Source organism: Absicoccus sp. (genome assembly GCF_034090965.1).
Taxonomy (GTDB): Bacteria; Bacillota_I; Bacilli_A; order Erysipelotrichales; family Erysipelotrichaceae; genus Absicoccus; species Absicoccus intestinalis.
In genome coordinates, this window is record NZ_JAXDRQ010000030.1 from 37,031 (window position 1) to 49,676 (window position 12,646).

General features: G+C 40.0%; 18 protein-coding genes. 1 reads left to right on the forward strand and 17 read right to left on the reverse strand.

Annotation, left to right across the window (positions count from 1 at the left end):
* The first annotated feature begins 14 nt into the window (after positions 1-14).
* Positions 15-935 (forward strand): AEC family transporter, encoded by a 921-nt coding sequence (locus SOS22_RS04520; protein ID WP_320324800.1) that lies wholly within the window; start codon positions 15-17, stop codon positions 933-935.
* Here the strand turns inward: SOS22_RS04520 and SOS22_RS04525 are convergent.
* From SOS22_RS04525 to SOS22_RS04605, 17 genes are all read right to left on the reverse strand, one after another.
* Complete coding sequence (locus SOS22_RS04525; RefSeq protein ID WP_320596468.1) at positions 914-1,405, reverse strand: hypothetical protein; 492 nt, start codon at positions 1,403-1,405, stop codon at positions 914-916. The genes SOS22_RS04520 and SOS22_RS04525 overlap by 22 nt on opposite strands.
* Positions 1,402-2,229 carry a carbon-nitrogen hydrolase family protein gene (locus SOS22_RS04530; protein ID WP_320596469.1) on the reverse strand — a complete coding sequence of 276 codons (828 nt, stop codon included), beginning with the start codon at positions 2,227-2,229 and terminating at the stop codon, positions 1,402-1,404. The genes SOS22_RS04525 and SOS22_RS04530 overlap by 4 nt, the downstream gene beginning before the upstream one ends.
* Before the next feature lie 34 nt (positions 2,230-2,263).
* Positions 2,264-2,863, reverse strand: coding sequence for a PIN domain-containing protein (locus tag SOS22_RS04535; protein ID WP_320596470.1), 600 nt, complete (start codon positions 2,861-2,863; stop codon positions 2,264-2,266).
* Positions 2,863-3,651: a hypothetical protein gene (locus tag SOS22_RS04540; RefSeq protein ID WP_320596471.1), complete on the reverse strand. Its 789-nt coding sequence runs from the start codon at positions 3,649-3,651 to the stop codon at positions 2,863-2,865. Before SOS22_RS04540 ends, SOS22_RS04535 begins: the two co-directional genes overlap by 1 nt.
* Positions 3,652-3,660: 9 nt before the next feature.
* Positions 3,661-5,640 (reverse strand): ATP-dependent DNA helicase RecG, encoded by a 1,980-nt coding sequence (recG, locus tag SOS22_RS04545; protein ID WP_320596472.1) that lies wholly within the window; start codon positions 5,638-5,640, stop codon positions 3,661-3,663.
* On the reverse strand, positions 5,609-6,292 hold the full coding sequence (locus SOS22_RS04550) for a hypothetical protein (RefSeq protein WP_320324806.1): 684 nt from the start codon (positions 6,290-6,292) through the stop codon (positions 5,609-5,611). Before SOS22_RS04550 ends, recG begins: the two co-directional genes overlap by 32 nt.
* Before the next feature lie 2 nt (positions 6,293-6,294).
* The gene (locus SOS22_RS04555) at positions 6,295-7,023 is read right to left on the reverse strand and encodes an LD-carboxypeptidase (protein WP_320596473.1); all 729 of its coding nucleotides are present in this window, start codon (positions 7,021-7,023) and stop codon (positions 6,295-6,297) included.
* A 1-nt stretch (position 7,024) separates the two neighbouring features.
* A complete protein-coding gene (locus SOS22_RS04560; RefSeq protein WP_277633448.1) occupies positions 7,025-7,213 on the reverse strand; it encodes a hypothetical protein in 189 nt (62 codons plus the stop codon).
* A 23-nt stretch (positions 7,214-7,236) separates the two neighbouring features.
* Positions 7,237-7,971 (reverse strand): hypothetical protein, encoded by a 735-nt coding sequence (locus tag SOS22_RS04565; protein ID WP_320596474.1) that lies wholly within the window; start codon positions 7,969-7,971, stop codon positions 7,237-7,239.
* A gap of 187 nt (positions 7,972-8,158) precedes the next feature.
* Positions 8,159-8,917, reverse strand: a complete 759-nt coding sequence (locus SOS22_RS04570) for a hypothetical protein (protein ID WP_320596475.1) — start codon at positions 8,915-8,917, stop codon at positions 8,159-8,161.
* Complete coding sequence (locus tag SOS22_RS04575; RefSeq protein ID WP_320596476.1) at positions 8,908-9,612, reverse strand: ABC transporter ATP-binding protein; 705 nt, start codon at positions 9,610-9,612, stop codon at positions 8,908-8,910. The genes SOS22_RS04570 and SOS22_RS04575 overlap by 10 nt, the downstream gene beginning before the upstream one ends.
* Entirely contained in the window at positions 9,605-9,976 is a 372-nt protein-coding gene (locus tag SOS22_RS04580) for a GntR family transcriptional regulator (RefSeq protein ID WP_320596477.1), read from the reverse strand. Before SOS22_RS04580 ends, SOS22_RS04575 begins: the two co-directional genes overlap by 8 nt.
* 91 nt (positions 9,977-10,067) lie before the next feature.
* Positions 10,068-10,532, reverse strand: coding sequence for a MarR family winged helix-turn-helix transcriptional regulator (locus SOS22_RS04585; protein ID WP_320324813.1), 465 nt, complete (start codon positions 10,530-10,532; stop codon positions 10,068-10,070).
* Positions 10,533-10,534: 2 nt separating this feature from the next.
* A complete protein-coding gene (locus SOS22_RS04590; RefSeq protein WP_320596478.1) occupies positions 10,535-11,110 on the reverse strand; it encodes a histidine phosphatase family protein in 576 nt (191 codons plus the stop codon).
* Complete coding sequence (locus SOS22_RS04595) at positions 11,107-11,661, reverse strand: histidine phosphatase family protein (protein WP_320324815.1); 555 nt, start codon at positions 11,659-11,661, stop codon at positions 11,107-11,109. Before SOS22_RS04595 ends, SOS22_RS04590 begins: the two co-directional genes overlap by 4 nt.
* A gap of 149 nt (positions 11,662-11,810) precedes the next feature.
* Positions 11,811-12,182, reverse strand: a complete 372-nt coding sequence (locus tag SOS22_RS04600) for a hypothetical protein (protein ID WP_320324816.1) — start codon at positions 12,180-12,182, stop codon at positions 11,811-11,813.
* 89 nt (positions 12,183-12,271) lie between these two features.
* A complete protein-coding gene (locus SOS22_RS04605) occupies positions 12,272-12,484 on the reverse strand; it encodes a type II toxin-antitoxin system Phd/YefM family antitoxin (protein WP_320324817.1) in 213 nt (70 codons plus the stop codon).
* Positions 12,485-12,646: the final 162 nt, after the last annotated feature.

A 12,646-nucleotide genomic window follows, 5' to 3' on the forward strand; every position in this document is an offset into this window, starting at 1 on the left:
AAGAGAGAATACCTATGTCTACGATCTTAGTTTTTGAACAAATGATGGTCATCTTGCTTCTAATGTTGGTGGGTGCCATTACCCAAAAGATCAAACAGATCGATCAACCCCAACAACAGTTGCTATCGTGGCTTGTCGTCAATGTCTTTAATCCCGCCTTGAGCATTTCCAGTGTCTTATCCAGTGATGCATCCGGAAATCTGACCTATATTGCCTATACCTTTGGGATTGCGATCCTGATGTATGGCAGTTTTATTCTGCTCGGAAAACTCTTTACATGTAGGATCAAAGATTCCCATGAAAGCGTCATCTGGCAATTCATGATCGACTTTCCCAATGTCGGTTTTATTGGCATTCCTGTTGTACGCGGCCTTCTAGGCCCCGAATACGTGATTTACGTTGCCTGCTTTGGCTTGGTTTTCAATGTGTTGTTTTATACCTATGGCTTATCCTTGATCAAAGACAGTTCCCATTCCTACAAACAAATCTTTAATATTGGCACGCTTTCTTCCATTTGTGCCTTGGTCCTTTTTCTAGGCAACATTCGTCTACCTTACGTATGTGCACAAACCCTCAATTATTTAGGGGAAGTCTCCATTGCCTTGCCTTTAATGATCACAGGCATGACTCTGGCTCAAGAAAAGGATCTCAAAAAAATGTTTTTGGATGGAAAAATGTATGGCTTTACCTTTGTCAAGATGGTCATTCTTCCGCTCATCGCCGGTATATTCATGATGATGGCCCATGTTCCGCAAGATCTTCAAGTTGTATCCTTATTGATGTTTGGTATGCCCATAGCCAATCTTCCCCTCATCGTATTGGCTGAAAAAGGATGGCCCACCCAACTTTGTTCCGAAGGCATTATCCTCACAACGATCCTATCTGTAGTCACCATTCCTCTGGTATTTATGATCTATGATTGGGTCTTATTATGAATCTGCATTAAATAGATCATTGAAAGCATGCCATTGACCAACATGCCAAAGATACCAATGACCAATAAAATGATCATGTGATTCATCTTGGCTTGTTTCAGATCCATGATGCTTAATAAATTCAACATGGTTGGATGAAGCAATACCTGATGAACTTGATTCAAGGTTGGCCAAGCTAATATGGATGCAACAAAACAAATCCATGTGAAAAGAATCGGTATCCATTCCTTGATTGGCTTTTTATGATTGAAAACCAAATGAATGATCCAAAAAATGGATAGAACCAAAAGACAGAGGATATTGCCTTTGACCAGCCACAAATAATTGGATACCGTGCCCATGGCACTCACGGTTGGTGCGGCACTTAATGTTGATAAGAAATAGACCCCGACAAAACAAGTCACAAGACCGAGTAAACCACTCACGACGCAAGCAATCAAACTGTTGCGATAAGTCAATATCTTTTTCATTGTTTCACCCGCTTTTTCAATTCGTAGACATCTTCTCTTCGAGCCGTCATCAAAGGCAATTGTCGACGAATATTTTCTACTTCACGCAAATCGATATCAATCACTTTGGCACATACTTTCTCATCCATTTCACTGACGATGCTTCCCCAAGGCGATACGACCATCGAATGGCCCCAAGATACATAGCTTGCCTTTTCATCTCTGGCATCGGATGTAGCCACCACAAAACATTGATTGTCCATGCCACGAGAACGCAGCATCAATTCCCAATGAGCTGGGCCAGTACTCATATTAAAGGCAGCTGGAACCAAAATGACTTTGGCTCCTTCCAAAGCCATGAGTCGCACAAATTCTGGAAAGCGACAATCAAAACAAATACAAAGACCCATCTTGCCAAATTCGGTATCAAAGGTCGTACATTCATTCCCGGCTGTCAAGGTGTCGGATTCATGAAAGTGTTGACCCCCATCGATATCCACATCGAAAAAGTGGACCTTTCGATGTTTCGCAATTTGTCGCCCCTGTCGATCAAATACATAGGCCGTATTGTATATATGTCCCTTATCATCTTTTTCCGGAACCGAACCTGCTGATAAATACACGCCAAACTTGGCGGCAATCGAAGACAATCGCGACCATGTCGCCTCTTGCTCTGTTTCAGCATAGAGAGGAAAACGATCTGTTTGATACGGACAATCAAACATTTCCCCAATCGTTACCAAATCCATCTTCTGATCCTTATATTCATTGATTTTTGCTTCCAATGCATCCAAATTTTTTTCTTTTTCTTTATATACATGTGCTTGAATTTGTAGAATTCGCATTTTTATCATTCCTCACTGTAAAAAAAGCCACTATTTAGTGGCAGACTTCATTTTGTTTGTCTTGTTGGGCAGCCAGTTTAATTTCTGGCTTTAACTGCTTGTACATGACACTTCCCTTTTTCATGCCAAAGGTCTGTACCAATTCATTGTGGATATCCAATAACTCCTCATGATTCCGGGCTAAAATGTCCCGGACAATTTTGGCATCTTGATCATCCATGGACGTAAGCGAAGTTTGTGTCTTCTTTTTGGTTTCCGCTTTCTTTTGTTGCTCAAAAGAAACGGCATCCAATCGCTGAACACTATAGCCTTTTTCGCTCCAAAAAGAAACCAAGGCATCATATCCCGTATCTTTAGAAAAAATACAATATTGCGTTTTCGGTGCACTCTTGACCAAGAAACCCAAATACGAAGCCAATTGAAAATCTAAAGCATTCTTACCCGTACAACAAGGAATCGCTTCAAACGCATTCGGATACTTTACGATTTCCAACATATCCGCATAAGAAATATGTGGAGAATTCTCCGTATAAAATAAATAAATCTTATCATTTTTCGTTTTCTTTTCTAATAAGATCTTCCAAGATGATCCGACATTTTCGGTATCGACTAAATAAATGATTCGCTGTGGCATTATTTGATCTCCTCTATGGTATAACCAGAACCATATACGCGTGAAACATATTCACTGAATTGTTTATTTTTGATTTCTTCTTCCGACATCGTTGCCTCTTCTCCATAAATATCTTCGGTGACAACTTCTTTCGAGTCATTCACGCTCGGTACGATTACAATATAATAAATGGTATAGTCCGTATTGGCAACGCGATATCGTAAATTATGCATCTCTAAGATACGATCACTATTTCCCTTTTTCTTTGATTTTAAGAACGCCCGGTAGACCGTTTGATTGGAACGCAAAGTGACATTCGCATTATCCTGATTTAATTCGATTCGGAATATATCTTGTTCATGCTCTTCAATATATTTATCAGCCGCTGAATAGATCTTCTTTAAATAAGACTTAGAAATTTTGGATACTGTCGCATATTGATCCGGTAACCCCGAAACCGTGATGGTCGTTGTGGTATGGGTTGGATGAAAATTGTATTGCCGCGCTAAACCCTTATCATACGTAGCCGTGATCTTGACTTGATCGCCATTGGACAGATCCGTATTCGGATCCGCTTCATATTTTACAGACTCCATAAAAGTTCGTGTTCTCTCATTGATATTGGAAGCCGGATTGGTCACGACCAACGTCGCCTTGCCATTTTCCCCTGTATATTCCAAATGCATATTTTGGGTCACATCCACATCGACTTGGCGCATGAAAAAAGCATATCCGATCAATGTCAAGATGGCAATCATGGTCCCCAGACTCACAAAATAGAGCAATTTCTTACGAATTTTTTCATTCATGACTCTATTTTAATCAAAATATTGGGCATTGGCTATAGCTTTAGCGATAAAATCCAACATCGGACGATCCGTTTTTAGCCGTAGGATCTCCTCGGCATTCTTCACACATTCATCCATCATAGCTTTATCTTTTTCCAGATCCCCCAAGACAAAGTTCGGTAATCCGCTTTGACGAACGCCTAAAAAATCACCGGGACCGCGTAATCGCAGATCATATTCTGTAATCGCAAATCCATCCGTGATCGTTTCCAACTTCTTTAAACGTTCAATAGCTTGGGGATCTTTGGAATCCGACAACAACCAACAATAGCCTTGTTTGTTTCCACGAGCTACACGCCCACGCAATTGATGCAGCGTACTCAACCCAAAGCGATGCGCATCATAGATGACCATCATCGTGGCATCGGGCACATCGATGCCTACTTCTATGACCGTGGTTGAAACCAATACATCCAATTCTTTTTGGACAAATTGATTCATGATGGCTTCTTTTTCTTCACTGCTCATTTGCCCATGCAACAAACCAATGCGTCGCTTTTTTAAGGTCTTTTTCATGCCTTCATAGACCTTGATGGCAGAGCGCATCGATACTTCCGTGGAATCTTCAATGGCGGCACAGACCACATAACCCTGACGCCCCTGATCCAACCCTTCTAAAATATCTGGAAGAATGGGTTTCATCGATGTGCCTTTGACATAGGTCGTGATCACTGGTTTTCGATGGGGTGGCATCGTCTTGATATTGGAAATATCCATATTGCCATAGATAAAATGAGCATAGGTACGTGGAATCGGTGTCGCTGACATCATCAAAAAGTCTACATTTTGGCCTTTTTCTAACATCGATCGGCGTTGTCGTACACCAAATCGTTGTTGCTCATCGGCAATGACCAGGCCTAACTTGGCAAACTGCACTTGTTCTTGGAACAAAGCATGGGTCCCTACAAAAATCAACATTTCGCCTGAAGCCATGCCATCTAAAATGACTTGTTTTTCTTTGGCTGAAAGAGCCGATACATACAATTGCACATCAAAGCCCAAAGCTTTCATCTTTTCATAATGTTGACGAGCCAAGATTTCCGTAGGAGCTAAGAAAGCCGATTGATAGCCGGCTAGATAGGAGGCATAAATCGCAGCCATGGCCACGATGGTCTTGCCACAACCCACATCTCCTTGTACCAAACGAAACATCGTTTTACTACTATGCAGATCTTCACATACATCCCGTATGGCACGTTCTTGGTCTTTGGTCAATGGAAACGGCAATTTGTCGATCCAGGCATCGATCAAAGATGCATCAAAGATCTTTGGCTCTTTTGAAGCACTTGTGACTTGATTCTGTGTGGCTTGCATGACACATTGGAAACATAAAAATTCTTCATATTTTAAAGTACGCAAAGCATACGACAAATGTTTTTGATCTTGAGGATGATGTACCCACAACAAAGCTTGGCCATGTTCCAACAAACGATATTGGTCACGATAACGATGAGGAATGACATCTTCGACTTCCTCACGATAGGCCAATGCCGCATCCATGATCTTTTGAAACTCTTTTTGATGCATCTCTTTGGGCAAAGTATAGACAGGGTGCATGCCTGTTTGTTTGGATAAGGGTTCAAAATTATAATTGGTTGCCGTAAATTTGTTCTTGCCTTTGTATTGACCAAAGAGCGTAATGGTTTTGCCAAAGGTAAATTGTTGCGTCCATGGCCGATTGAATAAAGTCACTTCTATTTCTTGATCATACGAAATAACTGTAAATTTCGTCATGGAACGATTCTTCCCAAAACGAATCACACGAGCCGTTTGACAAATCAAGCCTTCAAAACAAACATGATCGTTTTCTTGCCATTGATCATAGGGAATGATTTCGATAGTTTCATAACGAAAGGGATATGTCTCCAACAAATCTTCAACCGAAGCAATTCCCATCTTGGCCAATAATCCTTGGCGTCTACTTGTGAGTTTTAATACGTTTAGATCCATGATCATTCCCTATTCGGTTAACGACATATAACCAAATGCCACTCTCAACAAGACTCAATACAAAATAGATGCCAATCACGATCAAGGCCATGCCCAAAGCCGATGAAAAATGCACTTGCATCCAGGTGACCATGGTCCAGCCAAACCAGGTATTATTGGCTAAGGCCATCGATCGAGCCACACTTTCCAAGGATGTCAAGGCATAGACATTTTTCGTTAGGGTATCCAAACCAACCAACAGGATCAAATAAGCCGTACAACCTTTCCATAACGCAAGCATTTGGGGGTTTTTCTGTTTGGCCAATCGATAATTTACGCCAATTTGTACAGGCATCCACAATAATACAAGCAAGCCATAGATAACTTGTACAAGAATCGCAACGGCATCCGTATTGGTTTGTACATGAAAAGTCAAAAGCACACATTGAAACATAAATTGTACCAAGATGACGATCAAGCCTTCTTTCCATTCGATTTTTCGATGAACATCCCACAATTCCATACATAGTTTATAAAGGCCTACACTCCACAAAACACCAATCAGTAAGACCAAAGGAATATAGTTTGTCGCATGAGCGGCAATGAAAAAATAGGCCAGATCATAGAGGACACTGAGTCCAAAATAATACAAAAAATATTTTATTTTTACCAAATTTATACCTCCAATCGAATTGCTTTGGAATGGGATCCATGCCCAAATGGGGCATGAAAAGACACTGGTATCGCATAGGATTTTGTGATCGTATGTAAGATATCATACTCATTTTCCGCTTCCAATTGGGTAAATTCCCCCAATGTCAAAGAAGCTATTTGATCGATCACGCCCATATCTTCCAATTGCGCAAAGAAAGAACGAATCCGATAGGTATTGCCTGACCGACTTTCCAGATACAATGGAACACCACTCAAATCGGGGAAATACTTGGTTCCTGCCAATTTCAGAAAACAACGAATGTTGCCCCCTAACCCTGCACCGATGCATAGATCATTGGGCTGAAAAGCTAGATACTTCTTAAGATCGGTCTTGTTTTGATTGTTTTTGATTTGAAACAAGACACAAGGTCGATACATCGCTAACACGTTCAATACACAACTCAGATCACTATAGCCATGAAAAATCGCATGACTTTTTGAATAGGTATCCAAATCTAAATAGCGAAGGGTCTCATTGGCTAGATCACCACCCGATACATCAAAGATAAAATCAAAAGATTGAGTCATCCATTCATTAAAAACGGAAGCTCTTTGTTTCGGACTGGCTGTTTGAAAAAGCAAAGGAGATATCTGGACCGTATGGTTCCATGCCTTTAACGCAGCCATGGTAGAATCAAGCGATCCTTCTTTGACTGGATCGGATAATCCCAATAAACCAATTGTTGCCATATCAATCTTGCTCTTTTCTAAATAGGATCCATACAACGATGAGGATGATCCAGACCCACCAATAATGAAAAAAGAGGCCAAACAAAGCAAAGACAATAGAGAAAATAATCAAAAAGGGCAAGCTTACCAAAAAGATGGCTAACCCCGCCAAAATACATGCGATAATGAAAATCAATAGTGCTGTTAACATACAATTTCCTTCCTATATAGTTATTATACTACATCCACTTCTACAATCTGTTCCTGCTCTTTTAAGAGGGCATACCACAATTTCGACCCATCGTTTTCTTCTTCATCTTCCAAACGCACACCGATATACCCACGTTTTTCCAGGATGCTTTTGTTGCGCAATCGCGCAGGTTCATCTTTCATGGAATAATAATAGGGTTCAGGAGTGGTATCAGGACCGTAACAAGGAATGTCCGGATCCAAGGCAAAAACGGCATATAAAATACAAGAGGTTTTGATTTGCCGACAAACCATTTCTTTCGATATATCCAACATGGAGAAAAAAATACCTTTTTGTCGATAGCTTTTGGTTACATAGGCATTGGTAAAAAAGATGACTTCACCAAAAAAGGTTTCTTCTTTTTTACTTTGACAATAGGGATAGTCCAGATCGGGGAAGTAATATTGGCACAATGTATAATATTCCAAATTGGACCAATCGGAATCCAGCGTAATGGCATCATACACACTTTCTTTTTTCAGGACATCATCCAGCGAACCATGCATAAAAGAAAGATCCGCAATAACTTGGTCTTGATCATACACCAACAAGATTCCTCGTTCCAAGCCATTTACGATGGGATAGAAAAGAAAGACATAGATCCATTCATCAATTTGTTCTATATGGACACTTGTCTTTTCACAAAATTCAACATAGGAACATTGTAAAAAAGAACGTAACAAGCTATAAGCTCTTCTCATATATTCTTGTTTATTCATAAAACAACCTTAACATAAAAAGGCCATGAAAAACATGGCCGACACAATTGTCTTGTCGATAGGTGGTGATTTAGATGAACAAGACATCAAATAATTGAAAACCTTGGAAACTCGATAAACTCAGACTGCAAATGCATAGATCTGAGATCGAGTTGTCGCATAAACCATGCGAATTTTACTGTCTTTACTAGACAATATCCGTATGTTTGGTCAATAAATAACGAGCGCTAAAGTAATTGATCAAAGTCAAAATAGCTACTACGGCACATACGATCCAGCCAAAATGCAAGACATAGGACCATACTTGTGCATTGGTCGCATTGACGATCGAATCGATGCGATCGGTATACCATAAGGTCAAACGCATCGATGCAAACAACATCACAAAGAAACCAACAATATATTCAATTACTAACACCAAACGATCATGGTTTGGAAAATGATTGGCAATGGTCGTTGACAATTGGGCCCAAGTAGAAAACCAAACAAACTCTAAGATCAAACCAATGATCAACAATACCCATGCTTGACCAGGTACCTGGTTAAAGAGGATTTGGAAATCGGACCAATCGATCGAACTTGGGTCAAAGACCATACCGGTAAATAAGATAACGACAAACAATACAATTTGATTGATCAAGCCCCAAATCACATAACCCAAGGTATGCGACAACATCAAACCATCAATACTTACAGGCAAGGAATGATAGATATAGCTTTCTTTTTCAAAAGTTCTCGTTTTGAATCGTTTGATAAAACTGATATGGACCATGAATGCAGAAACGATCAATACCACCGAAAAAATAAAATATAAGAGATTCGATAAGAAAGGGATGATATTTTCAAACAAATGGGCCACCAAGATCAATACAAACAACGAGAGATGTAACAGTCCCAAATTCCAACTGACACTTTTCATGTCATATTTAAATATTTTTAGTAACATTTGAAGACCTCCTTGAAATATTCATTGACCGATTGACCATGTTCTTCGCGAATCGCGTCAACGCTCTTTGCCGTTACGATCTTTCCTTCATTGATCATGATCACATCATCCAAGATGCTTTCGACATCAGTGATCAAATGCGTCGAAATCAACAGCGATGAGTTTTCCGTATCAAAATTGGAAAGAATGGTATGCAAGATATAATCACGGGTAGCTGGATCGACACCGCCAATGGGCTCATCCAAAATATAGAGTTTGGCATTTCTAGCCATGCACAAAATCAAAGCCACCTTTTCTTTATTTCCCTTCGATAAAGCTTGCATACGCATATCTTGATCAATATGCAATTCACTCATCATTTCCAAGGCACGATCCAGATCAAAATCCATATAAAAGTCATCATAGAAATTCACAAGATCTCTCACTTTCATCTTTGGATCGTAACATTCTACATCCGGTAAATAGGAAACAAAAGCCTTGGTTTCTACGCCTGGTGCCAACCCATCAATTTCAATGGAACCACTGGTTGGCATCAATAAAGTTTGCATCAATTTCATCAATGTGGTCTTCCCTGAACCATTGGGCCCCAATAAACCAATGATTCGACCATTTTCACACGTGAAACGGATATGATCCAAAGCCACCTTATGACCCGGATATATTTTTGTCAGATCATTACATACAATTTTACTCATCTTTCTCTCCCTCAACTTTCTGGATTGCTTCTATTACCGCTTTGGTATCTAAACCCAAATCATGCATATGTGATAAAAACATTTGAATTTCTGCTTGCGCAAATTCCCTTTTCATTTGTTGGATCCTTTCCTGGTCGTCCGTAATAAATCGACCATTCGTACGTTGTGAAACAACCAATCCCTTTCGTTCCAATTCAGCCATGGCTCGTTGCACCGTATTGGGATTGACACCAATTTCCAATGCCAAAGCCCGAACCGAAGGCAATTGCGAATGCGGCGGATATTTTCCTTTCATGATATCCTTTTCTATATGTTCAACAATTTGTAGATAAATCGGACGTTCTGTGTCCAACTTCCATTTCATGCCTTCACCTCCTGTGTTATTGTATTAATCACTTAGTACACTAATACAATAACACAACGTATAGAAAAGTCAACACAAAAAAAGAAGAAGATCATTCATCCTCTTCTTCCGCATGTAAGATCTTATCGAGATCTTCTAACATTCGTAACAATTCAACCAAGCGATCCTTACCAAACTGTTCCACGACATGTCTATATTTTTTAACCACTGCAGCTCGTTGTTTGTCACATGCCTCTTTTCCATGTTCCGTCAAATACACATAGGTCCCTTCGGACCCATCGCCTTTATAAGCCCGTTCTACTAAGTCTTGTTCTTGCAGTTCATCCACGATTTTTGCAGTTTCCATCATCGAAATCGTCAGATGATTGGATAAATCACGTACAAAGACCTTATCTTGATCGTCTAGGCGCGTTTCTTCTTCAATATAGAATAGCGCCACATAAGCCGGGACCGATAGTCCCATCATACGATGAATCAAAGATGTACGATCTACCGCAAATTTTTGAAACATCAATTCATTGAAAAGATCCAACGTGTCCATGTCTTTTTTATGCATATTTAAACCTCCTTTTGTGGTAATTGAACCAATTGCCATTGGTTATCTTGATAATCAAAGATCGTTAATGAACAATTGGGAACCAACTGAGAAATATGAGGACGAGCCTTGGCAATATCCGGTCGTAAATACTCGATCGTACGAGCAATGACAGCCCCATGACTCACAACCAATACATTGTCTTGATCCGCATATTTTTCCAATGTATGCATGAATCGGTCTCTTGCATCGTCACGATTTTCTCCTCCGCAAAACGCAAAACCAATCCAATCTTGTTCCGGATCCGGTCGTGATACGCCAAATGGATCACCTTCTTTTTTACCAAAAAAGACTTCTCGTAAGCCCTTTTCATACTTGTATGGAATTGGACGATTGGCAATGATATAGTGCATTGTATCCATGGCGCGCTCAGAAGTCGACGAGAGTGCCAACGAAAAAGACTTGTCCATCAACTTGGCACCAATTTCCTTGGCTTGTTGGATACCTTCTGGCTGCAAGGGGCTATCACACCACCCTTGATATAAGCATTTCTTATTAAATAACGTCTTGCCATGACGAACGACATAAAATCTTGTCATATCAAAACCTCCGGATAGCTGACCAAGGACAACTGTCCATCTTCACACGCAATTTTCATCATCGAACAATTCGGCATGATATCGTTATAGTTTGGATCCAGATCATGGATCACCTCTCGTAAGACCGTACCATGACTGACCACCAATACATTTCGATTGCCTACATGTTTGGCAATAGTGATCAAACGACGTTCCACACGCAGACCTGCTTCATCAAAGTTTTCGCCACCCCATGCAGTATAATCCCGTCGTGGACTTTCTAATAGAGGCCGACGATCTCCCCCTTCTAAACTACCAAAACTTATTTCTTTTAGATCTTTGTAGAAAAGTACAGGAAAACGCTCTTGCGTAATGGTCAATAATGTATCACGTGCTCTTTCACTTGTACTAGAAACACCTAAAATAAACTCAATTGGACTGATCTTTTCCGCCATCAATTGCGCTTGATGTACGCCCAAAGGGGTCAAAGGCGAATCCGACCATCCTTGTATCAACTCTTTGACATTAAATAACGTCTGTCCATGTCGGACAATATAGAACATTGTTTTCATAGTTGCATTATAACATGTATATCATTGAATGCCACTTTGGTTGTTTTTAGTATCATTGAAAAAGTTGACTTTATCAACCTTTTATTTACAATCCACAGAAACAAAAAGCCTGTTTCCCAATGAAACAAGCTCTTTTTCAACCGCATCGATCATTCATTATATTTTTTGATAATTGCTTGAAAGACTTTTTGGATCTTTTCTGCTTCCGTACGATCCGCAAAATAGGCATCGGTATTAAAGTAGACGGGTTTTATAGATACATAGATAGCTAACGTCTCATCCGATTTTGTGATGATACGTAAACCCACATAGAAATTTGGTTCTCCCATCATTGTAAAGAATGCCGTTCCACCTAAAATCTGATGAAAGAAAGGTGCCGTCTTTCCTCGATATTTTGCCTCTTCATTTAATATCGAACATTTCTTCACATCCGCAAAAGGATAGTTTCCAACGGTTCCATCTTTGATTTCAAATTGCTTATTGTCTGAATCAAAGACAACACTTCGATATTCTTTTTGCATGAATTTCTCCTTTCCTAGGATCGATGCTTCTTTCTAGTTCTAGTATATCGGAGCTTTATAAAAAAAAGAAGCATGTTTGACCATGCTTCCTATAAAAAATCATCTAAATTTTGATCCGCTAAAGCTAACCAATCCATGCCTTCAGCATCACCCGATAGAATGGATGCTACACTCGATTTAACCTTGGGCGGACACAACCGACCAATCACCTTTCCATTTTTGGTGATCTCGATCTCTTCTTGATGGGATCTTTGAATCAAAGATTCCAAATTGGTTTGTGCTTCTTTCAGCTCTACTTGCATAAATCTTTGACGAATTGAGCAATATGTTTGGCATTCAAGCCATAATGATCCAACAATTCAGCTGGGGTACCGCTTTGTCCAAACGTATCCTGTACACCCATCATATATTGTGGACAACGATCGGTTTCTGAGGCCAATACTTCCGCTACCGCTCCGCCTAAG

Coding starts and splice junctions, on each gene's coding strand:
- SOS22_RS04555 (WP_320596473.1), bottom strand. CDS start 7,023: ATGGCAACAATTGGTTTATTGGGATTATCCGATCCAGTCAAAGAAGGA.
- SOS22_RS04600 (WP_320324816.1), bottom strand. CDS start 12,182: ATGCAAAAAGAATATCGAAGTGTTGTCTTTGATTCAGACAATAAGCAA.
- SOS22_RS04605 (WP_320324817.1), bottom strand. CDS start 12,484: ATGCAAGTAGAGCTGAAAGAAGCACAAACCAATTTGGAATCTTTGATT.
- SOS22_RS04575 (WP_320596476.1), bottom strand. CDS start 9,612: ATGAGTAAAATTGTATGTAATGATCTGACAAAAATATATCCGGGTCAT.
- SOS22_RS04585 (WP_320324813.1), bottom strand. CDS start 10,532: ATGCATAAAAAAGACATGGACACGTTGGATCTTTTCAATGAATTGATG.
- SOS22_RS04560 (WP_277633448.1), bottom strand. CDS start 7,213: ATGTTAACAGCACTATTGATTTTCATTATCGCATGTATTTTGGCGGGG.
- SOS22_RS04565 (WP_320596474.1), bottom strand. CDS start 7,971: ATGAATAAACAAGAATATATGAGAAGAGCTTATAGCTTGTTACGTTCT.
- SOS22_RS04595 (WP_320324815.1), bottom strand. CDS start 11,661: ATGAAAACAATGTTCTATATTGTCCGACATGGACAGACGTTATTTAAT.
- SOS22_RS04520 (WP_320324800.1), top strand. CDS start 15: ATGTCTACGATCTTAGTTTTTGAACAAATGATGGTCATCTTGCTTCTA.
- SOS22_RS04535 (WP_320596470.1), bottom strand. CDS start 2,863: ATGCCACAGCGAATCATTTATTTAGTCGATACCGAAAATGTCGGATCA.
- SOS22_RS04525 (WP_320596468.1), bottom strand. CDS start 1,405: ATGAAAAAGATATTGACTTATCGCAACAGTTTGATTGCTTGCGTCGTG.
- SOS22_RS04540 (WP_320596471.1), bottom strand. CDS start 3,651: ATGAATGAAAAAATTCGTAAGAAATTGCTCTATTTTGTGAGTCTGGGG.
- SOS22_RS04530 (WP_320596469.1), bottom strand. CDS start 2,229: ATGCGAATTCTACAAATTCAAGCACATGTATATAAAGAAAAAGAAAAA.
- recG (WP_320596472.1), bottom strand. CDS start 5,640: ATGGATCTAAACGTATTAAAACTCACAAGTAGACGCCAAGGATTATTG.
- SOS22_RS04580 (WP_320596477.1), bottom strand. CDS start 9,976: ATGAAATGGAAGTTGGACACAGAACGTCCGATTTATCTACAAATTGTT.
- SOS22_RS04570 (WP_320596475.1), bottom strand. CDS start 8,917: ATGTTACTAAAAATATTTAAATATGACATGAAAAGTGTCAGTTGGAAT.
- SOS22_RS04590 (WP_320596478.1), bottom strand. CDS start 11,110: ATGACAAGATTTTATGTCGTTCGTCATGGCAAGACGTTATTTAATAAG.